This is a genomic window from Mycolicibacterium anyangense (assembly GCF_010731855.1).
GTDB lineage: Bacteria > Actinomycetota > Actinomycetes > Mycobacteriales > Mycobacteriaceae > Mycobacterium > Mycobacterium anyangense.
On sequence record NZ_AP022620.1, the window covers coordinates 4,510,166 to 4,534,037 of the forward strand.

Annotated in this window: 19 protein-coding genes; 12 read left to right on the top strand and 7 right to left on the bottom strand. The window is 68.3% G+C overall.

Going from position 1 to position 23,872, the window contains the following annotated elements; translation table 11 throughout:
* The first annotated feature begins 143 nt into the window (after positions 1 to 143).
* The 4 genes from G6N35_RS21400 (at position 144) to G6N35_RS21415 (ending at position 3,272) form a co-directional block, all read left to right on the top strand.
* A complete protein-coding gene (locus G6N35_RS21400) occupies positions 144 to 668 on the top strand; it encodes a hemophore (RefSeq protein ID WP_163806048.1) in 525 nt (174 codons plus the stop codon).
* A gap of 164 nt (positions 669 to 832) precedes the next feature.
* On the top strand, positions 833 to 1,204 hold the full coding sequence (locus G6N35_RS21405) for a heme-binding protein (protein ID WP_163806049.1): 372 nt from the start codon (positions 833 to 835) through the stop codon (positions 1,202 to 1,204).
* 57 nt (positions 1,205 to 1,261) lie between these two features.
* Entirely contained in the window at positions 1,262 to 1,930 is a 669-nt protein-coding gene (locus G6N35_RS21410) for a response regulator transcription factor (protein ID WP_179967487.1), read from the top strand.
* A 4-nt stretch (positions 1,931 to 1,934) separates the two neighbouring features.
* The gene (locus G6N35_RS21415; protein WP_163806051.1) at positions 1,935 to 3,272 is read left to right on the top strand and encodes a HAMP domain-containing sensor histidine kinase; all 1,338 of its coding nucleotides are present in this window, start codon (positions 1,935 to 1,937) and stop codon (positions 3,270 to 3,272) included.
* Here G6N35_RS21415 and G6N35_RS21420 read toward each other — a convergent pair.
* The 4 genes from G6N35_RS21420 to G6N35_RS27660 form a co-directional block, all read right to left on the bottom strand.
* Positions 3,269 to 3,646 carry a DUF3054 domain-containing protein gene (locus G6N35_RS21420; RefSeq protein WP_163806052.1) on the bottom strand — a complete coding sequence of 126 codons (378 nt, stop codon included), beginning with the start codon at positions 3,644 to 3,646 and terminating at the stop codon, positions 3,269 to 3,271. The two genes, G6N35_RS21415 and G6N35_RS21420, sit on opposite strands and share 4 nt — an antisense overlap.
* A complete protein-coding gene (locus G6N35_RS21425) occupies positions 3,633 to 4,886 on the bottom strand; it encodes a M23 family metallopeptidase (protein WP_246224452.1) in 1,254 nt (417 codons plus the stop codon). Before G6N35_RS21425 ends, G6N35_RS21420 begins: the two co-directional genes overlap by 14 nt.
* Positions 4,887 to 4,910: 24 nt before the next feature.
* Positions 4,911 to 6,089, bottom strand: coding sequence for a lysylphosphatidylglycerol synthase transmembrane domain-containing protein (locus tag G6N35_RS21430; RefSeq protein ID WP_163806053.1), 1,179 nt, complete (start codon positions 6,087 to 6,089; stop codon positions 4,911 to 4,913).
* Between the two features lie 75 nt (positions 6,090 to 6,164).
* The gene (locus G6N35_RS27660; RefSeq protein ID WP_163806054.1) at positions 6,165 to 9,101 is read right to left on the bottom strand and encodes a hypothetical protein; all 2,937 of its coding nucleotides are present in this window, start codon (positions 9,099 to 9,101) and stop codon (positions 6,165 to 6,167) included.
* Here G6N35_RS27660 and G6N35_RS21440 point away from each other — a divergent pair.
* Together G6N35_RS21440 and G6N35_RS21445 are read left to right on the top strand one after the other, a co-directional pair.
* Positions 9,049 to 9,420: a hypothetical protein gene (locus G6N35_RS21440; protein WP_163806055.1), complete on the top strand. Its 372-nt coding sequence runs from the start codon at positions 9,049 to 9,051 to the stop codon at positions 9,418 to 9,420. The two genes, G6N35_RS27660 and G6N35_RS21440, sit on opposite strands and share 53 nt — an antisense overlap.
* Before the next feature lie 279 nt (positions 9,421 to 9,699).
* Positions 9,700 to 10,851 carry an AI-2E family transporter gene (locus tag G6N35_RS21445; protein ID WP_163806056.1) on the top strand — a complete coding sequence of 384 codons (1,152 nt, stop codon included), beginning with the start codon at positions 9,700 to 9,702 and terminating at the stop codon, positions 10,849 to 10,851.
* 100 nt (positions 10,852 to 10,951) lie between these two features.
* On the opposite strand, the gene G6N35_RS21450 is transcribed toward G6N35_RS21445, so the two are convergent.
* From G6N35_RS21450 to trmB, 3 genes are read right to left on the bottom strand one after another with little or no spacing between them, the layout of a single operon-like run.
* Positions 10,952 to 13,900: a trehalose monomycolate exporter MmpL3 gene (locus G6N35_RS21450; RefSeq protein WP_163806057.1), complete on the bottom strand. Its 2,949-nt coding sequence runs from the start codon at positions 13,898 to 13,900 to the stop codon at positions 10,952 to 10,954.
* A gap of 49 nt (positions 13,901 to 13,949) precedes the next feature.
* Complete coding sequence (locus G6N35_RS21455) at positions 13,950 to 14,648, bottom strand: NYN domain-containing protein (RefSeq protein WP_179967401.1); 699 nt, start codon at positions 14,646 to 14,648, stop codon at positions 13,950 to 13,952.
* Positions 14,645 to 15,400 (bottom strand): tRNA (guanosine(46)-N7)-methyltransferase TrmB, encoded by a 756-nt coding sequence (gene trmB, locus G6N35_RS21460; protein WP_179967402.1) that lies wholly within the window; start codon positions 15,398 to 15,400, stop codon positions 14,645 to 14,647. The genes G6N35_RS21455 and trmB overlap by 4 nt, the downstream gene beginning before the upstream one ends.
* Before the next feature lie 102 nt (positions 15,401 to 15,502).
* Here trmB and G6N35_RS21465 point away from each other — a divergent pair, with 102 nt between their 5' ends.
* The 6 genes from G6N35_RS21465 (at position 15,503) to fadD4 (ending at position 23,871) form a co-directional block, all read left to right on the top strand.
* The gene (locus G6N35_RS21465) at positions 15,503 to 16,426 is read left to right on the top strand and encodes a hypothetical protein (protein ID WP_179967403.1); all 924 of its coding nucleotides are present in this window, start codon (positions 15,503 to 15,505) and stop codon (positions 16,424 to 16,426) included.
* Positions 16,423 to 17,847 carry a hypothetical protein gene (locus G6N35_RS21470; protein ID WP_163806060.1) on the top strand — a complete coding sequence of 475 codons (1,425 nt, stop codon included), beginning with the start codon at positions 16,423 to 16,425 and terminating at the stop codon, positions 17,845 to 17,847. Before G6N35_RS21465 ends, G6N35_RS21470 begins: the two co-directional genes overlap by 4 nt.
* Positions 17,848 to 18,020: 173 nt before the next feature.
* Entirely contained in the window at positions 18,021 to 19,847 is a 1,827-nt protein-coding gene (locus G6N35_RS21475; RefSeq protein ID WP_163806061.1) for a phosphoenolpyruvate carboxykinase (GTP), read from the top strand.
* Positions 19,848 to 20,238: 391 nt separating this feature from the next.
* Complete coding sequence (locus G6N35_RS21480; protein ID WP_163806062.1) at positions 20,239 to 21,471, top strand: calcium:cation antiporter family protein; 1,233 nt, start codon at positions 20,239 to 20,241, stop codon at positions 21,469 to 21,471.
* Between the two features lie 66 nt (positions 21,472 to 21,537).
* Positions 21,538 to 22,287, top strand: a complete 750-nt coding sequence (locus G6N35_RS21485; protein ID WP_163806063.1) for a carbonic anhydrase — start codon at positions 21,538 to 21,540, stop codon at positions 22,285 to 22,287.
* A gap of 45 nt (positions 22,288 to 22,332) precedes the next feature.
* A complete protein-coding gene (gene fadD4 / locus G6N35_RS21490; protein WP_163806064.1) occupies positions 22,333 to 23,871 on the top strand; it encodes a fatty-acid--CoA ligase FadD4 in 1,539 nt (512 codons plus the stop codon).
* The last annotated feature ends 1 nt before the right edge of the window (position 23,872 follow it).

Below are 23,872 nucleotides of genomic sequence, written 5' to 3' on the forward strand. Positions count from 1 at the left end.
CTGACAGGTCGGCCGGGGCGGGCGAAGTGGCTGCCGTGCCCGCCCGATGGCAGGATGTGCGGTGGCCGAGTACCGGGTCGGGGAGTACCGCGGTCGTGACATGTTCACGGCAGCGCGGATCGTCGAACCGTGAGGAGCCCCACATGCCCTGGCCCATCCCCGCTTCGCCCGTCGGTGTCCGCCGAGGCTTGGGCAGCGTGCTCGCTCTCGGTGCGCTCGGCGCCGGTGCGCTGTTGGCGACGATGCCGACGTCGGCCACTGCGGCTCCCGACCCGTGCGCAGCCAGCCAGATCGCCAAGACCGTCGGCGCCGTCGCTAACAACACCGGCAGCTACCTGGACGCGCACCCGCAGACCAACCAGGCGCTGACCACCATCTCCCAGCAACAGGCCGGCCCCCAGACCCTGGTCGCGCTCAAGAGCTACTTCGACGCCAATCCGCAGGCCGCCAAGGATCTGCAGGCCATCCAGCAACCGCTGACCGGTCTGTCCACCCAGTGCAAGCTGCCGGTCAGCCTGCCCCAACTGCTCGGACTGATGCAGACCGCCCAATCCGGCGGCGCGACCCCCGCGCAGGCGGTCGCGGTCACGCCCGCCACATCGGCGGTGTCGGCGGTGCCGGTGGGCGCTGGGCCGCTGCCCGGCCCGGCGGCGTCGAGCACCCGCTGACCGGGCCCCGGCGGCGCGTCCACGACCTCGCTGCGTCGTGCCCGACGCACATTCTCACGATTGGTTAAGCTCAAGACGGGAAAGTCGGCAGGGTTTCTGCTTAGCTTCCTGCAGTGGTAGCCGGTACTGATACGGCCTCGCTCAACCCTCAAAGGAGTCCGAGAATGTTGCGTAATGCCCGTCTGGCCCGTCGCGCGATGGTCGGAACGATCGGCATGGGCGCTGTCGCCGGTGCGATGCTGGTCGGCACGGCTCCCTCGGCGTTGGCTGATCCGCCGCCCAACTGCACCGCCGCTGACCTGGCCGGAGTGTCCGCCGGCGTCTCGGCCGCGACCTCGGCCTACCTGTTCACCCACCCGGATGTGAACGCCTTCTTCACCGGCCTCGAGGGCGCCCCGCGCGACACCATCCGCAGCGAGGTCCAGAAGTACCTGGACTACAACCCTTCGGTGAAGGCTGATCTGCAGGGCATCCGCCAGCCGCTGGTAGACCTGAAGAACCGCTGTGGCGGTGGCCCTGATCTGCCCGCCAACTAAGTCGCGGTGCGGGTAGCGCAGCAGTCCGTGCCGGAAGGTGCAGGCCGCACCGTCCTGATGGTCGACGACGATCCGGACGTACGAACCTCCGTCGCACGCGGATTGCGGCATTCCGGTTTCGACGTTCGGGTCGCCGCCACCGGTAAGGAGGCGTTGCGGCTGTTGTCGACCGAGAATCACGACGCATTGGTTCTCGACGTCCAGATGCCCGAGCTCGACGGGGTAGCCGTGGTGACGGCGCTGCGAGCGCTGGGCAACGACATCCCGATCTGTGTGCTCTCGGCCCGCGACACGGTCAACGACCGGATCGCCGGTCTGGAGGCCGGCGCCGACGACTATCTGACCAAACCCTTCGATCTGGGTGAGCTGGTGGCCCGGCTGCACGCTCTGCTGCGCCGGGCCGGTCATTCCGCCGAGGGATCCGACGCGGTCACCATCGGGCCGCTGACCATCGACACCGCCCGCCGGCTGGTGTTCGTCCACGGCGACCGGGTCGAGCTCACCAAGCGGGAATTCGATCTGCTGGCGGTGCTCGCCGAGAACGCGGGCGTGGTGTTGTCCCGGCAACGGTTGCTCGAACTGGTGTGGGGCTACGACTTCGACGTCGACACGAATGTCGCCGACGTGTTCATCAGTTATCTGCGGCGCAAGCTCGAACGCGACGGGGTGCCGCGGGTGATCCAGACCGTCCGCGGGATCGGGTACGTGCTCCGGGCGGAGCCGTGAGGCCGTGAGGTGGCCCGGACGTAGCACGTCCCTGCGCACCAGGGTGGCGATCGCCGCCACCTTGGCCGCCGCGATCGTGGTGGCGCTGCTGGCCGTTCTGACCTCCTTCGTGCTCGCGAACAACGATGCGGCACAACTGGACAAGCGTCTGGAATCGATCGTCGACGCCAGCATGTACCCTGAGCAACTCCAGGACCCCAAGCACGGTGTCCTGACCACGGGACGGTCCCGCTCCACCGGACAGGTGATGTTCCAGCGCGGCTTCCAACTGCCGCCGCTACCGCCGGGCACCGCCACCGTCGACGTCAACGGGGTGGACTACCGGGTGCGAACCGTGCCGGTCGAGCAGGCCGGCGGCGTCTTGGTCTCGATCGCCATCCGCGAGGACAACATCCTGCTGAGCCGCGCGCGAATTCCGATGTACATCCTCGTCGGCTCCATCGCGCTGCTGGTGGCGGCCGGTCTGGGCTGGCTGCTGGCCGGCCCCGCGGTACGCCCGCTGCGCCGGCTCACCGAGCAGACCCGCCGGCTCGGCAAGGGCACCGAGCAGATGGAGCCCGTGCACGGTGCCAAGGAAGCCGAGGACCTGTCGGAGGCCATGGCCCAGATGCTGCGCCGGCTCGCCGATGCCCAAGTGGCAACCACGAATTCGCTGCAGGCCGCCCAGGATTTCGCCGCCAACGCCGCGCACGAGTTGCGGACCCCGCTGACCGCGATGCGGGCCGATCTGGACACCCTGCGTATCCACGATCTGCCTGCCGAGGAACGCGCGGAAGTCGTGGCCGACCTGTCCCGGGCGCAGCGCCGGGTGGAGGCCATCATCACCGCCCTGGGGCAGCTGGCATCCGGGCAGTTGGCCCGCGAAGAGGATCGCGAACTGATCGACGTCGCCGAGATGCTCGACCGGGTGGCCCGGGAGAACATGCGCGCCGATACCGCGGTCGACATCACGGTGGAGGCCGACGACGCCGGCACCATCTGGGGATGGCCCGCGGGATTGCGCCTGGCAGTGGACAATCTGGTGCGCAACGCCGTTACGCACGGTCAAGCGACCCGCATCGTGCTCACCGCGCGCCGCCGCGAACCGGATCTGGTCATCACCGTCGACGACAACGGCCGCGGCCTGCCCGCCGAGGAGCATGACGCCGTGCTGGGGCGCTTCTCCCGGGGAAGCACCGCGGCCGTGGGTGGGTCAGGCCTCGGATTGGCGCTGGTCGCTCAGCAGGCTGCGCTGCACGGCGGCGGAATCGCGTTGTCCGACGGACCGTTGGGCGGATTGCGCGCGACCCTGACAGTGTCGACGACGGCGCAACCCGTCACCACGGCGGACCGGGCCTCCTAGCCGCGGCGCTTGCCGACCAGCACCGCGATGGCGCGCCAGCCCAGCAGGAACAGCGCGGTGACCACAGAGGCCACCACGATGAAGCTGACGGCGACGCCTTGGGAACTGGCCTTGCGCAACAACATTCCGACGACAACGGTCGAGACCCAGACGATCACACCGGTTGGCGCAACAGCGGTCGGCGCCCGCCACGCCCGCGCCAACAGCCAGCCGACCAGCGTGCCGGACAGGAACGGCCATGCTGTTTCGGCGATGCCACTGACCGTCAGCCCTTCGGCGTGACTACGCCGGCCGATCGTGCAGAACACCACGACCAGAAGCACATCTGCCGCCAAAGCTGCTGCGGTGGAACGGCTTTCGCTACGAGTTTCCATACGTCATCACATCCAGTACCAGTGGGCCGACGGAGGCTTGTTGAGAGGGTTCGAAACCAGGCTGCAGCACCGCAGGCTGGCCGGCCAGCAGGGGATCGATGTCGGCGGCCGATGCCACTCGATTGACCAACCGGAATCCGTTGAGTACGAACGGAAGTCCATCGGACAACAGTGGGTCGGGGGTGCTCATCACATGGAAATGCAGATGTGGCGCACTGGAATTGCCGCTGTTACCCAGCTCGGCGATCGTCTGCCCGGAGGTCAACGCCTCGCCGACCTTGACCCGAACACTGCCGGGCTTCAGGTGCGCGTAGAACGCGTAGTTCCCGCCGCCGATGTCCTGGACGATGTAGTTGCCGCCGTACTGGTCCAACGTCAGACCGGTGGGGTTCTTGCCGGGCACCTGGTCGGGCAGGCCGTCGACCACCGCGACCACCGGTCCGTCGGACACCGCGTGGATCGCCGCGCCGTAATAGGGATAGCTCGACAGCTTGGTCGGATCGCCGACGAGCATCCGCGCGTCCGGCTGCAACTGCACGTAGTCGACGGCGAACCGTTCGGCGACCCACAGTCCACCGTTGAGTGGGTTGACGGCCATCCGATGGTCGGTCATCGCGCAGCAGCTGTTGCCGTCCAGCCAGTTCGGGCCGGCCAGCGGTGGCGCGATCGCGACCGCTTTGCGGTCTTGTACCGGTGTCGGCGCCAGCGACTCGCGCAGGGTCGGCGGCAGCAGGGGTGGCGACGGGTTGGCCACCGAGACCGACAGCGTGTGAGTCAGTTCGCCGGGTACCGCACTGCCGGCCGCCGAGTCGATCGACACATCGATCCAGATCAGGGCGCTCTGCCCGGGGCCGACCTTGGTGGTCGGTGCGCCGGGGTTGCCCGCCACCCGCATCCAGTAACCGAGCGAGTCACCGGCCAGCGACAGCAGCGTGCGGTCGGCGCCCATGACGTCCACTGAATTGACGGTGACCTCCTGGCCGAGCATGTTGGTCAGCGCGAGTTCATAGGCCAGATGGGTCTTGCCGTCGGTGGCCCGTACCGGGACCGGGGCCGCGATCACCGAGCCGGTGACCGGAGTGAAGGCCGCGGGCTGCTTGACCGCCGAGGTGCGTGCCGCGGTCCCCGTTGGCGTCGTCGGCACGGTGACCGTCGTCCGGGTGGTATCGGTGCAAGACGTCAGGGCCACCAGCGTGGCCATGCTGATCGCAGCGCACACCACCCGGCCCCGTTGCTGCATTGTTGAATTCAAACACAGGTCTGGTCAGCGAAGGCGGTCGTCGTCGGTCCCGGGATCAGGGGGTGGTAGCGGCCCCTGTAGGGCGGTGTCGGTCGGGTCGGTGGGGCGGCGCTGCTCGGCGGAGTCGTCGGCAGCGGCGAGTTCGTCGAAGACGGGGTCGGGGTCGAGCGCGCCTTCGGTGCGGAACATGAAGAAGAACACCACCCAGCCGATCGCTGAGATGAAAATCCAGCTGACCAGCCGGTAGATCAGCATCGCCGAGATGGCGTCGGGCAGCGTCATGCCGCTGGAGACCAGACCGGGGACCAGGACGGCTTCCACCACCAGCAGCCCGCCGGGCATCAGCGGGATCGACCCGACCGCGCGGGCCGCCGCGTAGGCGACCGTGAGGCCGGCCAGTGACGGTGTGCCGCCGGCGGCGTACGCCGCGAAGGCCAGGCAGGCGACATCGGCGACCCAGTTGAACAGGGACCAGCTGAACGCCACCCCCAGTTCACGACGGTTCAGGCTCACCGACTCCAGCTGGGCCAGGGTCTCGCGCCACTTGCGCAGGCCGGTTTCCGGCGGCTTGGCCCGCACCGAGTTCACCCAGCCCAGCACCCGCACGCCGATTCCGTCGATCAGTTCGGGACGCGTCGCCACCGCCTGGGCGAGCAGCAGCAGTGCGACGAACCCGCCGAGGGTGAACAGCAGCGAGAACGGATTGTTCTTGGCGCCCAACAGGAATGCACCGCCGAGGCCGAGCAGCGCCAGCCCGACGACCTGCAGCGCGCCCGACATCACCAACTGCCAGGACGCCACCACCGGCGAGGCGCCCCAGGACCGCTGCTGACGGTAGACGAAGGTCGCCGACAGCACCGGGCCACCGGGCATGGTGGTGCTCAGCGCGTTACCTGCGTAGAACGCCGCCTCCGAACGCCACTGGTGAACGATCACCCCGGCCGAGCGCAGCAGGGTGCGCTGAATCTGAGCGAAGCTGTGCATCGACAACACCGCGGCCGCCACCGCGGCCAGCACCCACCACCAGTTGGCCGACAGCAGGCTCATCCACGCCTTGGCCAGTTGGTCCCACACCAGGGAGGCCTCCACGGCCAGCACGATCAGCGCCAGGCCCAGCACCGCCCACCGGACCCACCACCACTTCCCGCGGGCCGTGGGTTCGTGTTCCTCGCGGGCGGCGTCGACCGGCGCGTCGTAGGACATCGCAGTTCAGGGTAACGGTGCACGACATCCCGCGACGGATACCGTCGCGGGATGTCGGGTCTGCGGTTGGGGTGACTACGTGGTCGGTGTCTTGGCCGACACGATCGTCAGGTCGTAGTTGGCGACCTGCCACCCTGCCATGAACACGCCGATCGGGAGGGCCTTGCCCTGGCCGACATTCGGCCGCGGGGTGGTGCCCGCCGGCGGGTTGTCGGTCATGGAGCTGTCATTGACGTACACCAGTCCGTTCGCAAGGTCGACCTCGGTCACCACTGCTGCGTGATCGGCCTGGGTGTAGCTGGTGTCCGCCTGCGGAACGAATCCGACGCCGGCCCCGGTCCAGACGATCGCGACCGGATAAGCGATCATCGCCGCCTTGCCCTCGGCTAGTGCGGCCTGGAGATCGCGCAGCGCCACCTGACCGCCGGCCTGCGTGGCGTCGTACAGCGTGCGGGTCGCGGTCACGTTGTAGTGCTGCTCCATCAGCGCGATGGCGTCCTCGGTCGCAACACCGATATCGGTGTTGGCGTCGAGGTACATCTTGTCGCCGGGCCGCGCCACGCTGTCGGTGGTCTTGGCCCAGGTGACCCACTGCTCCTCGATATCTGCCGGGGGCGTCAGTCCGAGGGCCTGCATGACCGCGGCTGCCGCGGCCTGCATCTGGCAGTTGGAGTAGCTCTGGCTCACCCAGAACTGCTTGGCCTGCTGAGCATTGCCGTACACCCCGGTGCCGGCGACCGTGACGTTGACCGTGTCCGCGATGGTGTCGGGCTTCGCTGCGCCGACCATGATGGCCAGGGAGTGCAGCAGTCCCTGGATCATTCCGGCGATCCCGGGCAGCTGCGCCTGGGTCCCGTTGTCGACGCTCACCGTGAACGAGTCGGTGATGCCGGGATTGATCAGCGCGTCGTTCGCGGTGTAGATGAACGTGCCTGGCTGCTCACCCGCGACGACCGTGCCGTACTTCGGCTGCTCGGTGACGGTGTAGGTCACCGGGTAGCCGTTGTTGCCGAAACCGTTTGCGGTGACGACGATCTGCTTGTTCGGCCCGGTGCCTTGGCCGCCGACGTCGAAGGTCAGGCTGGGAGCGCGGTTGAAGAAGATGTAGCCGATCTGACGGCCGATCTCGGACAGGAACGCCGCCGGCCCCGCCGCGAGGGAATGTGCCCATGCCGATACCGACGCCGATACCGATCCCGGACTGGCGGCCGCCGCTGATGCTGCTGCCGTGACCGCACCCGCCGTGGGAGACCCGTTGGCGCCGCGCCCGCCGTTCGCACCGGTCACCCCGTTGGGTGTGCCGCCGTCGGCGCCCTCACCCGCTGCACCGCCCTGCCCGCCGGCCCCGCCGTTTCCGCCGGCGCCCCCGTTGCCGCCGGCGCCACCGTTACCCGCGGTGACGGTGCTGTTGCCACCGGTGCCGCCACCGCCGGCGGATCCACCGATACCGCCCTGGCCGCCGGCGCCACCGTCGCCGGCGGTTCCGCCATTGCCGCCGTTGCCGCCGTTGCCACCCTGAGCGGTGCCGTATGCACCGGTGCCGCCGGTACCTCCGGCGCCCCCGTTGCCGCCGTCGGATCCTTGGCCGCCGGCCGCGCCCGGGCCGCCGTTGCCGGCGTTTCCGCCGTTGCCGCCGACCGTCTCATCGGTCGACGTGAGGCCGTTTCCGCCGTTACCGCCCTTACCGCCCTTGCCGCCGGCGCCGCTGCCGCCGGCCTCGCCGTTGGCGGTGAAGACGAAGAACACTGCTCCGGTACCTGGCGCGCCGCCGCTTGCCCCGCCGGGGCCACCGGCGCCGCCGTCTCCGCCGTTTCCGCCGAGCAGTCCGGGGGCGATGCTGTCCGGGCTGGGTGAGTAGCCGGTTCCGCCCTGACCGCCGTCACCGCCGGGGCCGCCACTGCCGCCATTGCCGCCGGAACCGAGGATCCAGCTGCCGTTGCCGCCGCGACCGCCCGAGCCGCCCGCGCCACCGGGGGAACCTGCGGTGCCGTTGATGGAGTTGCCGGGGACCTTGCCGGGATCGGCGCCGTTAATTCCGACGTAGCCGTCCTGGCCCAGTCCACCGGCGCCACCGTCGCCACCGGCACCGAACACCGACAGCAGACCTACGTTGCCGCCGTCTCCACCGTCACCGCCGCCGATTCCGCCGTTGCCCCCGTTGCCGCCACTGCCGGCCCACAACCCTCCGTGTCCGCCGTTGCCGCCGTTGCCGCCGTGGTCGGTGGCGGTGACGCCCTTGGTCGGGCTGTTGCCGCCTGCGCCGCCGTTACCGCCGAAGGCCAGCAGGGAGAACAGGCCGCCGTTGCCGCCGTCACCGCCACGGCCGCCGAAGCTGCCGCCGCCGCCGGCCCCGCCATGTCCGGCGCTGGCGCCACCGGTGCCATTGGTGCCCCAGATCGTGAACAGTCCGGTGTCACCGCCGTTGCCGCCGGCACCGCCGGTCTGCCCGTTCTGGATCGCGGCACCACCGGCTCCGCCGTCGGCGCCATCGCCCAGGAACACCCCGCCGTTGCCGCCGCGGCCGCCGTTCCCACCGTGGTAGGACCCGGTCGACCGGCCGCCGTCGCCGCCGACACCACCGTTGCCGGCCAGGCCGGCCGAACCACCCCGGCCTCCCGTCGACCCCGCCTCGACCTGGGCTCCAGCGCCGCCCGCGCCGCCGTTACCGGCGATCAGACCGCCGCGGCCGCCGTTGCCGCCTGCGCCGCCGTTGACGGTGGCGACCCCGGCGCCGCCGGCTCCGCCGTCACCGAACCAGCCGGCGCTGCCGCCGTTGCCGCCGTTGAAACCGTTGCCGCCGTTGCCGAAAACTCCGCTGTTGCCGCCATTGCAGGCCGTGCCCGCCGCGCAGGTCTCTGCGGTCCAGGAGTAGCCGTTGCCGGCGAGAATTCCGGCATTGGGGTTCGCCGCCGTCCCGTCGCCGACAAAGATCCGGATGATGCTCTCGGGTGTGGGGGCGGTGAACGTCGAGAGCTTGGCGGTCGCCGAGGCAGCTGCGGGCTTCGATGTCACGATCGCCGAGTCGGCACTCGTGGTGGCAGCGGCGCTCGCGGCTACCTCGGTCGCCTTCTTACCCGAGGTGGCCGTCCGCTTTGCGGGTGTACTCGGATCGCTGTTCGCAGAGCGTGCCTTCTGGGCTGTTTTCGGCGATGCCGCACCTCCGGTCGCCCTGGACGGACCGGCCGTGGACGAGCTGCTCGATGCCGACGGCCCTTTGGACCCGCCCGCCCCGGCGCTGTCGGCCGATGCCACCGGCATCGAGGCGACGGCGGCGCCGACCCCGAGGGCAACCGCCGACGCGCCGAGCCAGGTCCATGCGTACGACTTGTGAAGTGCCGCAAGGCCATACTCGACTCGGCTTAGCTGCATGCCGCTCTTCGTCGGGCCACCACGACGCCCACCGACATGGGCGGTTCTCGAGACAGCAGTATCCATCAACCAATTCCCCCCCCGTTTGGGATCCACTTCAACCCGGACACCGACGGTCTGACCTCGCCCCCCGGCAAAACGGACTATAGGTCTAATTTTCCCCGGCGTCTATAACTCCGTCGATCGTCGAGCCGGTTCGGTTTGCGCGGGCGCCGACTCCGTCGACCATTAGGCTGGCCGCATGCCGGCGAGCCCAACTTCAGACGACGACGCGGTCGACCCGCTGATCCGCCAGGCCGCGGCCTGGTCGTGGCGCCTGCTGGTGATCGGCGGCGTGATCGCGGTACTGCTGTGGCTGGTCGCCGAACTCCAGGTGATCATCGTGCCGGTGGCCCTGGCCACGATGGTGGCCGCACTGATGTTGCCGGTGGTGGACTGGCTGGATCGGCGTGGTGCGCCGCGCGGCGGTGCGGTGGCGTTGGTGATCCTGGGCGGGTTCGGGATTTTCGGTGGCATCCTGACTTTCGTTGTCAGCCAATTCGTTTCGGGCCTGCCGAGCCTGGTCGAACAGGTCACCCGCAGCATCGACAGCCTGCGCAACTGGCTCATCGAGGGGCCCGCGCACCTCAGCCGCGAACAGATCGACAACGCGGGCAACACCGCGATCAAGGCGCTGCGGGACAACCAGGAGAAGCTCACCACGGGGGCGCTGTCCACCGCTGCCACCCTGACCGAGATCATCACCGGCGCGTTCCTGGTGTTGTTCACACTGATCTTCCTGCTGCACGGTGGACGCAACATCTATGAGTTCGTCACCCGAATCGTGCCCCGCGGACCCCGGGAACGGGTGCGAGCGGCAGGTAAGGCGGGCTTCGGCTCGCTGATCGGCTATGTGCGGGCCACGTTCCTGGTGGCATTGGTCGACGCCGTCGGCATCGGCACCGGCCTGGCCATCATGGGTGTCCCGTTGGCTCTGCCGCTGGCCTCGCTGGTGTTCCTGGGCGCCTTCATTCCGCTGGTCGGTGCGGTGGTCAGCGGTCTGCTGGCCGTCATCGTCGCCCTGCTCGCCAAGGGCTTCGTCTACGCCCTCATCACACTCGGGTTGATCGTCGCGGTCCAGCAGTTGGAGGCGCACATCCTGCAGCCGTTCGTGATGGGCCGCGCCGTCGCGATCCATCCACTGGCGATCGTGTTGGCTATCACCGCAGGCGGTGTGCTGGCCGGCATCGTCGGCGCGCTGCTGTCCGTCCCGCTGGTGGCGTTCCTCAACAGCGCCATCCGGGTGCTGATCGCGGACGATCCCGAGCAGGAGGCCGCCGAACTCGAGGACGCCGACGATGCGGTGGTGATCGCGGCCAAACCGGACGAAGTACCGCCGAGCTCCACCGACTGAGACGCACGGAGCTTCACCAACTTGGGCTCGCCGAGATCGACGAAATGGCGTGCGCCACTTGGTCTTTCCCGCCCAAACGTCGGTTTGGGCGGGAATGGGGTTAGAGCCGGCCCTCGCGGCGCAGCAGGTCGGCTGCGCTGACCCCACCGCCGCGACGGGGGCGATCCTCGCCCTCCTTCTTGCCGCGGGCGTTGAGCTTCTCGGTGGCCACCTCGGAGTCACCTGACTCGGGGCGGCTGATCGGGATCGCGCGGGTCTCCTCCGCCGAGATCGACGCCGGAACGTCGTCGGCGGAATCCGAATCCCGGGGGATCGCCTTGGCGGGAATGGCCGTGGTGGCGTCCTCGGGGGTCGACAGGGCTCTCGTCGGCTCGGCCGAGGGCTGCGGGGTGGCCGGGGCAGGCGGGGTCTTGCCGCGCAGCTCGCCGAGCCACGACTCGATCTCGCGGTCCGGTGCCGGCGGCGGCACGGGCCGGTTGGACCGCGCCGCGGCGGTGGCATTGTTCATCGCCGAGCGAACGGCGTTCTTGGCCACCGCGAACCGGGTGGTCGGAGCCTCGTTGGCCGGTACGCCCTGCGGGTCGGCCAGCCGGGCCGTACCGGCAGCCGACGGAGCCTCCTGCGGCGCGGGCGGAGCCTGATAGTCGCTGCGTCCCACCGCCCGGGGAGCCGCCCGGCCGTCCGGATGGGTCGGATCGGGAGCTGAGCGGGTCGGCACCGGTGCTCCCGCGCCCACCAGTGCTTCTGCCGGTTCCCGCACGACGGGGCGCTTGCGCTCGTCGGGCAGGTGTGTCTCGCCGAGGCCGATCTTGACCTGCAGGCGTTTCATCCAGCGCGGCGCCCACCAGCAGTCGTCACCGAGCAGCTTCATGATCGCCGGCACCAGGAACATCCGGACCACCGTCGCGTCCAGCAGCAGCGCGATCAGCAGACCGAACGCCAGGTACTTCATCATCACCAGGTCGGAGAACGCGAACGCCCCGGCGACCACGGCCAGCACCAGTGCGGCACCGGTGATGAGCCGGCCGGTGGTGGCGGTGCCGATCCGGATGGCCTCGGCGGTGGACATCCCGCGTTCGCGGGCTTCCACCATGCGGGACACCAGGAACACCTCGTAGTCGGTCGACAGACCCCAGATGATCGCGATGATCAGGCCGATCATCGGCGCGAACAGGGGTTGCGGGGTGTAGTTCATCAGCCCCGCCCCGTGGCCGTCGATGAACATCCAGCTCAGGATGCCCATGGTTGACCCCAGGGTCAGCGCACTCATCAACGCGGCCTTGATCGGCAGCACGATCGACCCGAACGCCAGGAACATCAGGATGGTGGTGGTGATGACCAGGATCAGCACCATCAGAGGCAGGTTGGAGAACAGGCTGTGGATGCTGTCCTGCGCCAGCGCGGGCGTGCCGCCGACGTAGACCTGCGTGCCGTGCGGTGGTGTCAGCGCGCGTAGTTCGTCGATCTTCTTCGCGGCATCACCACTGTTGACCAGGCCGTTCTGCAGCACCCGGACGGACGGGTTCTTGGACCCGTCGGACTGGGCCGACCGTTCCTGCCACATCGAAGCCGGGTCGTCCGAACCGGTGAACCCGGGGATCGTCTCGGCCTTGGCGCGGATATCCGCGAGCTGTTGATCGGTGACGGGTTTGCCGTCGTCGCTGCGGATCACCAGCGTCAGAGGTTCGGTGCGGAAGCCGGGGAACAACTTGTCGAACTGCTCCTGCGCCTGGCGCACCGGATTGTCGGGTGGCAGGTACTTCTCGCTCATGCCGCCCAGGGCGAGTTGGCCCAGCGGAATGATCAACAGCACCATCGCGATCAGAATCGGCACAGCGAACGCGATCGGGCGCTTCATCACCACGTTGACCAGCCGGCCCCAGAACCCGCGCTCGACTTCCTCGCGGGTCTTGGTCTTTTGCGTCTTCTCCGCGAACCAGTCGATGATCTTGCGGGAGAAGGTCCAGTTCGCCAGGAACGGCACCCGCAGCAGGGTGCGCACGCCCAGCGCGTCGACGTTGCGCCCGAGAATGCCCAGCGTCGCGGGCAGCACGGTGATGGACAGGAAGGCCGCCAGCAGCACCGAGGCGATGATCGCGTAGGTGATGGACTTGAGGAAGCCGAGCGGAATCAACAGCAGCGGCAGTGACGACGCGACGATGATGACCGCGGAGAAGGCCACCGTGCGGCCGGAGGTCATCACGGTGCGGCGTACCGCGGCCGGGGTGTCGTAGCCCTCGGCGATCTCTTCTCGGAACCGGCTGACGATGAATAGGCCGTAGTCGATCGCGATGCCGAAGCCCATCATCGTGACGACCGGCTGGGCGAAGAAATGGACCGGGCCGAACTCCGCGGTCAGCCGCAGGATTCCCAGTGCCCCGGCGATCGTCAGACCACCGACGATGGCAGGCAGCGACGCCGCGACCGCACCGCCGAACACGAAGAACAGCACGACCGCCACCAAGGGGACGATCGCGATCTCGGCTCGCTTCTGGTCCGTACCGATCGTGCCGGTGAGCTCACTGGCCAGCGGGTTGAGCCCGGCGAGCTGGATGTCGCCGCCGTTGATCTTCTTCAGCGCGGGCTCGACGGCCTGGTAGTTCTTCAGAATGGTGTCGTCGTCATCGCCCTTGAGCGGGATGCTGACGAAGGTGTGCCGCAGATCCGCGGTCTTCATCTGCTGGACGGTCTCGGACGTGCTGGTGGGGGCGCGCAGCCAGCCGACCCAGCTGACGATCTGATCGGAGTTGTCCTTGACCACCGCGTCGAGCTCGGACACCATCTTCTGCTGCCACGCCGGATCGGTGACCTTCTCGCCGTTCGGCGGGGTCAGGATCGCCACGACGTGGCTGGTGCGATCACGGCCGTAGGCCTCGTCGCTGAGCAGCGACGCCTGCACCGACTGGCTACCGGTGTCGTAGAAACCACTCTGCGTGACGTGCTTGCCGAGGCTGGCGCCGTAGACGCCGCCACCCAGGCACAGCGCGACCATGACTGCGATCACGATGTATCGGTAGCGATACACAGTCCGACCCCACCAGGCGAACACGTAATCTCCTAACTAAGTCTTCTGCGACCTGCGCATCGGGTTCTCCTACTCAGACCCGCGATGTCAACAGCGAGGACAGCGGCCGGAACGGCTGTAGCCACGCCCCTTGTTCTGGTAGCGAATCTAGGCCGATTCGCGGCAGCGGCTCCCGGAAAACACCAGGGATGTCCTCCAGGTCGACGAACTCCAAGGTATCCGACGCTAATGCCCAGCTCGCATGTTCGCGAAATCCGAGCACCGAGACCTCGATGCCGGACCGGGCGATGTCTTCCAGAGGCGCCCGGAAGGCCTGGCCATCGGCGGAGGCGACCAGGACGGCCGCCAGACCCTCACTGCGGCGCAGCGCGATGTGGGCGAGCATGTCGCTGTCGACGTCGCTGTCCTCGTCGATCTTCGGTTTGGCGAAGACCGCGAATCCGACATTGCGTAGCGCTTCCACCCACGGGCGAACGACGTCGGCGCTGCCCGGCGCGATGTTGGTGAACACCGTGGCCTCGGGCTCCACCGCGATTTCCGGGGATCCGGCGGCCAGTTCGCTGGTCCTGGCAAGCAACCAGCGGCCCAGCGCATCGAAGCGGGGCCGGTGCGCCGCCGTCGGCCGGCCGCCCAGGATGGACCCCAGCCCCATGTCGAGGTTGGGGGCGTCCCACACCAGCAGCACCCGCCGGGGAGCCGGCGCCGTCTCGTCGCTGCCGGGCAGTGGCAGGTCCGCGTCCGGAACCCCCGCGGTGTCTTCCATCACACTCATGGCCGTTTCACCCAGATCAGCTCGCTGACGGCGCTGCCCGCGTCGTGGGCCTTGCCCTCGTACTTGGTGGTCGGTCGCTGCACCGAGATCGGCAACAGTTCGCCGGGTTCGGCGCGGCGAAGCAGCGGTTCGGCGTCACCGACCTCGGCGATCTGTTCGGCGTACCCGGCGTGATCGGTAGCGGCGTGCAGCACTCCGCCCGGGCGCAGTCGGTCGGCGATGAGCGCCACGGTCTCGGTCTTGAGCAGCCGGCGCTTGTGGTGGCGCGATTTCGGCCAGGGGTCCGGGAAGAACACCCGCACCCCGGTCAGCGTGCCGGGCTCGACCATGTTCTCCAGGACCTCGACGCCGTCACCGCGGACGAGTCTGATGTTGGTGACGTTCTCCCGGTCGATCGCGCTGAGCAGCTGTGCGAGTCCACGGCGGTACACCTCGACGGCCACGACGTCGAGCTGCGGTTCGTCTTTCGCCATCGCCAGGGTGGAGGTTCCGGTTCCGCAGCCGATCTCGAGCACCACGGGTGCCTGGCGGCCGAACCAGGCCGCGGTGTCGAGCAGCCCGGCGGGCTCGTCACCGTATCTGGCCTGGGTGCCGACCTCCGGCCAACGCTGGTCCCACAACTCCTGCTGGGTTTCGGTCAGGCTGGAACGGCGGTTGCGGAAGCTGGTGATCCGGGGATAGCCGTGCGCCGGCCCGAGGGTTTCGGGCGCGGCTGAGCCACCCTGCGCATGCATCCGTCCATCGTCGCTCATAAACCGGGGTGTACCCGCACCGTGGTGCAGATTGATACCCAACAGTTGCCTACGCCTGGTAGTGGCTCGCGCCATAGTCGTGCTGATGCCACCATGACCGGCATGGCGGGCGACGGCGATGGGGCGGCGCGGGTGGCCGTGTTCGGCCGCCCCGGATGTGGTCGCCGGACCGTCTCGCGCGTCCTGGTGGCAGCAGGTCTCGAAGTGGTGTCGACCGATCAGGTGCCCGACGTCGAGGTCTATGTGGTGGCCGAGACGCTCAAACCCGAGGACCGGACGTTCCTGGCTGCGCGGCGCCGGCCCTGTGTCGCGGTGCTCAACAAGGCGGATCTGACGGGGTTCGGCGGCGACGGCCCGGTCGCGGCGGCCGCCCGGCGCTGCGCGCAGCAGGAGTCGGTCGGCGTGCCGCTGCTGCCGTTGGCAGGTCTTTCGGCGTTGGCCGCCCTCGACGACGCAGTGCTGGATGCTCGCGCGCTGGCGGCGCTGCAGGTGCTGACCACCGAACCGGCGAACCTGGGCAGCACCGACGGCTTCGTGGCCGGTGTCCACCGCGTGTCCGCCGATGATCGTGCCCGGCTGCTGGCCGCGCTGGACCTGTTCGGTATCGCCCACGCCGTGCGGGCGCTGCGTGACGGTGCCGACGCGGCCGGGATCCGTGCGGTGCTGCGGCAGGCCAGTGCCGTCGAGGATGTGGTGACGACGGTGACCCGGCTGGCGGCGGCCGGTCGTTATCGCCGCCTCCTCGACGGGATTCCCGCGGACCGGTGCGGTGACGACGCGGTGGTCGCCGCTCGGATGGCCGCGGCGATCGCCGTGGTGGAGGCCGACGGCCTTCGGGTGGACGAGGCCGCCACCGCGCCGGCACTGTTGCGCCGCGCGGTCAGCTGGCAGCGCTACGGATGCGGCCCGGTGTCCCAACTGCACCGGAGCTGCAGTGCGGACATCGTGCGCGGCAGCTTGCGGTTGTGGGAGCGCGCGGGCGGGATCCCGGAGCCGCCGGGCCGGCGACATCGGGCACCCGCGTGAGTGACGATGTCGACTCCCTGGTGTGGGCGGTCGATCCCGACCTGCCCGCGCCGGCGATCACCCGCCGTGACGTCGTGCTGGTTACCGGCCCCTGGCTGGCGGGCAGCACGAGTGTCGCCGATGCGCTGCGCCGCCGGCTGCCCTCGCACACCGTCGTCGAAGCCGCTGACCTCGGTCCCGGACAGGCCCCGGCCGTGGTGGTGTTCGTGGTCTCGGCGACCGCTCCGCTGACCGGATCGGATTGCGAACTTCTCGATGCCGCTGCCGCCGATACCGACACGGTGATTCCAGTGGTCTCCAAGATCGATGTGCACCGCACGTGGCGTGAGGTGCTCGAGACCAACCGCGGGCTGCTGGCCGCCCATGCATCGCGCTACCGCGATGTCGCGTGGGTGGGTGCCGCGGCCGCGCCGCAACTCGGCGAACCCGTTGTCGATGACCTCGTTGCGGCCCTCGGTGAGGCCCTTGCCGATCCAAACCTGGATCGGCGAAATCGATTGCGCGCCTGGGATAGTCGACTGGCGTCGTTGGCCGGACGGCTCGACCGTGCAGCCGACGGCGCGGGCCGGGAGGCCCTGCTGGCCGCGCTGCGCGAACAGCGGTCTGAGCTCCTGCGCCAGCGGCGAATCGACAAGACCGGGCACGCGGTCGCCCTGCGCAGCCAGGTCCAGCAGGCCCGGGTTCAGCTGAGCTATTTCGCCCGCAACCGGTGTGCCTCGGTGCGCACGGAGTTGCAGGAGGACGTCGCGGCACTGGGCCGACGGCAGCGCGCACCGTTCGTCGACTACGTCCGCACCCGGGTCGATGAGGTGGTGGGTGAGGTCGACGAGGGCATCACGCGGGATCTCCTCGACGTCAGCCGCGAGCTGGATCTTCCTGTCGAGCTGCCGGCAGATCCCGTCCCGGTGGTCGAGGTGGCCCCGCCGCCGCTGCGGTCGCGGCGTTTGGAGACCCGGTTGACGACACTGCTCGGTGCGGGGTTCGGCCTCGGGGTCGCGCTCACGGTCAGCCGGTTCTTCGCCGGGGTGGCCCCGCAGTGGGCGGCAGCCGGGGCCGCGGGTGCCGCCCTGCTCGGCGTCGCTCTTGCGGTATGGGTGGTGGGTATCCGGGGGCTGCTACATGACCGCGCCCTGCTCGACAGGTGGGTGACCGAGGTGGTTGCCGGGCTGCGGGCCGCGTTGGAGGAGCGGGTCGTCACCCGGGTACTGGCCGCCGACGCCGTGCTGAGCTCTGCGGCCGCCGGGCGCGACGCGCAGCGGGCAGCCGACGTGGAGAAGGCCGTTGCCGCCGTCGACCGGGAGATTCGCGCCCATGCCCTGGCGCGGGCGCATGCCGTCGCCGAGCGGGATCGGCGACGGCCGGCGATCAGGAGGGCGTCCGCCGTCGTGGCAGCCGAGCTGGGCGGCCGGCGGCAGTACTGAATCGATGAACTGATCGATAATGGGACGTTCTGAATCGTTCCTGTGAGTGATCGGACATAATCCGGATTAACCGTGGGTATCTCACCCGCGTTAACCTTCTTGTAGGGACGAAAGTCTCCGCTATTGCGGCATAAGGCCTGCATCCTGGCAAGAAACCTCAGCAGGAGATACCGATGACCTCAGCGACCATTCCCGGTCTGGATACTGCACCGACCAAGCACGCAGGCCTGCTGGCCTGGGTCCAGGAAGTCGCTGAACTGACACAGCCCGACCGAGTGGTGTTCGCCGACGGTTCCGAGGAGGAGTATCAGCGGCTGGCCGCGCAGCTGGTCGAGGCCGGCACCTTCATCCCGTTGAGCGATTCCGAGGAGCCCAGCTCCTACCTCGCGCGTTCGGAACCCTCCGACGTCGCGCGCGTCGAGTCCCGCACCTTCATCTGTTCCGAGCATGAGATCGACGCCGGGCCCACCAACAACTGGATGGCCCCGGCCGAGATGCGCAGCCTGATGTCGGATCTGTACCGCGGCTGCATGCGCGGTCGCACCATGTACGTGGTGCCGTTCTGCATGGGCCCGCTCGGTGCCGACGATCCGAAGCTCGGTGTCGAGATCACCGACTCGGAGTACGTGGTGGTCTCCATGCGGACGATGACGCGGATGGGCGCGGCCGCGCTGGAGAAGATGGGCGACGACGGATTCTTCGTCAAGGCGCTGCACTCGCTGGGCGCTCCGTTGGAGGACGGCCAGGCCGACGTGCCGTGGCCGTGCAACGACACCAAGTACATCTCCCACTTCCCCGAGACCCGCGAGATCTGGAGCTACGGTTCGGGTTACGGCGGCAACGCGCTGCTGGGCAAGAAGTGCTACTCGCTGCGCATCGCCTCGGTGATGGCGCGCGACGAGGGCTGGCTGGCCGAGCACATGCTGATCCTCAAGCTGATCTCCCCGGAGAACAAGGCGTACTACATCGCCGCGGCATTCCCGTCTGCGTGCGGCAAGACCAACCTCGCGATGCTGCAGCCGACCATCCCCGGCTGGCGTGCCGAGACCCTCGGTGACGACATCGCCTGGATGCGGTTCGGCAAGGACGGCCAGCTCTACGCCGTCAACCCCGAGTTCGGCTTCTTCGGTGTCGCGCCCGGCACCAACTGGAGCTCCAACCCGAACGCGATGAAGACCATCGCCGCCGGCAACACCGTCTTCACCAACGTTGCGATGACAGACGATGGTGGGGTGTGGTGGGAAGGCCTCGAGGGCGAGCCCGAGCACCTCATCGACTGGAAGGGCAACGACTGGACGCCGGAATCCGGCACCCCGGCCGCCCATCCGAACTCGCGCTACTGCACGCCGATGTCGCAGTGCCCGACGCTGGCACCCGAGTGGGACGATCCGCAGGGCGTGCCGATCTCGGCAATCCTGTTCGGCGGCCGCCGCAAGACCACGGTGCCGCTGGTGACCCAGGCTCGCGACTGGCAGCACGGGGTGTTCATCGGTGCCACGCTGGGCAGCGAGCAGACCGCCGCCGCCGAGGGCAAGGTGGGTGCGATCCGCCGCGACCCGATGGCCATGCTGCCGTTCCTCGGCTACAACGCCGGCGACTACTGCCAGCACTGGCTGGACCTGGGCAAGAATGCCGACGAGTCGAAGATGCCGAAGATCTTCTTCGTCAACTGGTTCCGTCGCGGTGACGACGGCCGCTTCCTGTGGCCGGGCTTCGGCGAGAACAGCCGTGTGCTGAAGTGGGTCGTCGACCGGGTCGAGGGCAAGGCGAACGGCAAGTCGACGCCGATCGGCATCGTGCCCGGCGTCGAGGATCTGGACCTGTCCGGTCTGGATGTTGACGAGGCTGACGTGCTCGACGCGCTGAAGGTCAACGCCGACGAATGGCGGGCGGAGCTGCCGCAGATCGAGGAGTGGTTCGAGTTCATCGGCGAGAAGCTGCCCACCGGCGTGAAGGACGAGTTCGAGGCGCTCAAGCAGCGTCTGGCCGAAGCGGACTGATCCGACCGAAGAGCAGCAAGCCCCGGACGCCACGGCGTGCCGGGGCTTGCTGCTCTTCGGGAGGGGTTTGCAGACGAGTCGGTTGAGGGTAGCCGAAAACTTTAGTTTCAGCGCCCTGATCAGGTCTTTCGACCGCTGCAGATCAGTTATTTGCCAGGGTTGTGAAGTTGCCGGGCCGCGGTGGGTGGGCTAGTCTTGGCGTCAGCGAAGGGGAGTAGTTCCTCTGGTGGCCGGCAGGCCACACAGAGCGGATGGTCGACATACTGGCGGCAGTGCCGCCCGGTCATCCACCGGGTTCTGATCCGGCGAGCGAGACCTTCGGCCGACATGTCTATGTCGACCCGAAGTCTCGCGCTGCGTCGCCTCGGGTCGCCTGAGCCGAGGAACCGCCATGACCAGCATCCTGTCCTCCAACCGGGATACCCCGACTCGCTCGCCACGCAGCGTTCTGCTGCGGTCTTTCCTGCTCACCGCCGCATTGATCGCGCCCGCGATGGTCGTCCGGTTCGGCGGCCTGCATCTGGAACCGGTCCTCTCGCTGGTGATCTACGGCGCCGCGGTCGTCGCCGCCAGTTTCGTGCTGGCCTGGGCCGCCGAGGCGGCGCAGGTCGACGTCTCCGGCGGCTTCGCGATCGCGGTGCTGGCCCTGATCGCCGTGCTCCCGGAGTACGCCGTCGACCTGTATTACGCCTTCACCGCCGGGCAGCATGCCGAGTACACCCAGTACGCCGCGGCCAATATGACCGGATCCAACCGGCTCTTGATGGGCATCGGCTGGCCCGTTGTGGTGTTGGTGAGTCTGTATGTCGCCCGGCGCGTGACGGGTAAAAAGACCACCACGCTGATGCTGGAGCCGGGCAATCGCGTCGAACTGGGCTTCCTGCTGATCGCCGGTATCGCGGCATTCATCATTCCGGCCACCGGCCGCATCACGCTCACCCTGGGCATCGCCCTGCTGGCCTGGTTCGGCTTCTACCTCTACAAGCTGACCCGCGGGGATGTCGAGGAGCCTGACCTCATCGGCACCGCCGCGGCCGTCGGAGCGCTTCCCGACCGCGCCCGGCGGACCACCGTGGTCGCTCTGTTCGTGATCGCTGCCGGGGTGATCCTGGCGTGCGCGGAACCCTTCGCGGAGAGCATGATCGGCGCGGGTACCCAGCTCGGGGTGGATCGTTTCCTCCTGGTGCAGTGGCTGGCCCCGTTGGCGTCCGAGGCGCCGGAGTTCATCATCGCGATCATCTTCGCCGCCCGCGGAAAGGGCACGGCGGCCATCGCCACCCTGATCTCGTCGAAGGTCAACCAATGGACCTTGCTGGTCGGCTCGCTGCCGATCGCGTACATGGCCGGCGGTGGCGGCACCGCTCTGGTGCTCGACGGCCGTCAGATCGAAGAGGTGCTGCTGACCGCTACCCAGACGATGATGGGTATCGCGCTGATCCTGGCTCTGCGTTTCCACCGGAACACCGCGTGGATGTTGTTGGCGCTGTTCATGATTCAGTTCCCCATCACCTCCACCCACGGCCGCATGATTCTTTGCGGCGTGTACGGCATCCTGGCGGTCGCTGGTCTGGTGATCAACCGGAAACACCTGTTGGCCACGGTTCGGGCGCCGTTCGCGGGGTGAATCACCCTTCGATTCGGCTTTGCCACGCTAACCTCATGGCGAAGTCGGTCGAGGAGGGTGCTGATCGTGAACAACGGATTGTCCAGGCGAGCCTGGTTCGGGGTGGCCGGCGCGTCGGTGGCGGCCGCCGCATTGAGTGCGTGCGGGTCGTCCACCCAGACGGCGAGTACGACGACGGTGACGGTGCCGGCCTCGCCGACGTTCGCCACCGAGTCGCCCCGGGCCAACATCTCCGACGCGGATATGGCGCTGACCGAGCTCAAACAGGGCAATCTGCGGTTCGTCGAGTCCCGGATGATGCATCCCGACCAGAATCCCGACGCCCGGTTGGCGTTGTCGAAGGCGCAGTCGCCGTATGCGATCGTGCTGAGCTGCTCGGATTCCCGGCTACCACCCGAGGTCGTCTTCGACCAGGGGCTTGGGGACCTGTTCGTGGTGCGGGTGGCGGGCAATATCGTCGACCCGGCGGGTATGGGCAGCATCGAGTACGCGGTCGGGCATCTGGGCTCCCCGCTGATCGTCGTGCTGGCTCACCAGAACTGTGGCGCGGTGTCGGCGACCCTGGAGTCGCTGCAGACGCACACCCTGCCGCACGGTGATATCGAAGCGCTGGTCACCGCGATCACCCCGGCGGTCGCTATCGCGGAGAAGAACTCCGGTCCCGATCTGCTGACCAGCGCCATCAAGGCCAACGCCGATCAGTCCCGCGATCAGATCCTGCAATCCAAGGAGCTCAAACCGGCCCTGGACGCCGGCAAGCTGAAGGTGGTCACCGGCTACTACAGCCTCGACGACGGCACGGTCACCTTCTCCTGAACACCAGTCGACACCCGTCAAAAATGGCTGCCGTAAAGTGCACGCATGCAGATCCGTGAGCACGCCGAAGCCAACCCGGACAAGCCCGCCGTCATCCTCTATCCGTCCGGGACGGTCGTCACGTTCGGTGAGATGGAGGCGCGCGCCAATCAGCTGGCCCACCTGTTCCGTCAGGCCGGCCTGCGTGAAGGCGACTCGGTGGCCATCCTTCTGGAGAACAACGAGCACTTCCACACCGTGATGTGGGCGGCCCGTCGTAGCGGCCTCTACTACGTGCCGATCAACACGCACCTCACCGCGGCGGAGGCCGCCTACATCATCGACAACAGCGCGGCCAAGGCCATTGTGGGATCGGCCGCGCTGCGGCCGGTGCTCGCGGGGCTCGGCGAGCACCTGCCCAAGGGTCTGCCGGAGCTGTTGATCGTCATCAACGACGACGTCGACGGGTGGCTCCGCTACCCGGAATGTGTTGTCGGCCAACCGACTACCCCCATCGTCGACGAGATCGAGGGTGACCTGCTGCAGTACTCGTCGGGGACGACGGGCCGGCCCAAGGGGATCAAGCGGGAACTTTCACACCTGCCACCAGCCGAGGCGCCCGGTTTGATGACCATGCTGGTCTCGTTCTGGATGAACCCCAACGGCGTGTATCTGAGCCCTGCGCCGCTGTACCACACCGCGCCGTCGGTATGGTCGATGACGATGCAGGCAGCCGGTGTCCCGGTGGTCGTCATGGAGAAGTTCGATGCCGAGGGCACTCTGGATGCCATTGCGCGACACCGGGTCACGCATGGCCAGTTCGTGCCGGTGATGTTCACCCGAATGCTCAAACTGCCTGAGAGCGTGCGGAATTCCTACGACCTGTCGAGCCTCGAGCGGGTGATGCACGCGGCCGCGCCCTGCCCGGTCGAGGTCAAGAAGCAGATGATCGACTGGTGGGGCCCGATCGTCGACGAGTACTACGCCTCCTCGGAGGCCATCGGCTCGACGCTGATCAGCGCGCAGGAGTGGCTGGCACACCCCGGGTCGGTGGGCAAGCCGATGGTGGGCAACCTGCACATCCTCGACGACGAGGGCAACGAGTTGCCCGCGGGGGAACCGGGCGAGATCTACTTCGAGAGCCAGAACACCTTCGAGTACCTCAACGATGCCGAGAAGACGGCGTCGTCGCGTCACCCGAAGGGCTGGATGACCGTCGGCGACATCGGCTATGTCGACGAGGACGGCTACCTGTTCCTCACCGACCGCCGCCACCACATGATCATCTCCGGCGGCGTCAACATCTACCCGCAGGAGGCCGAGAACATGCTCGTCATCCATCCCAAGGTGATGGACGCCGCGGTGTTCGGCATCCCGGACGACGAGATGGGACAGAGCGTGAAAGGGGTGGTCCAACTCGTCGACCACGCCGAAGCCTCCGACGAGCTGGCCGAGGAGTTGCTGTCCTGGCTGCGTGACCGGCTGGCGCACTACAAATGCCCGCGGTCGATCTCCTTCGAGCCGCAGCTGCCCCGCACCGATACCGGCAAGCTGTACAAGCAGGAGCTGATCACCAAGTACTCGACGCCGGCAACCACCGGGTAAG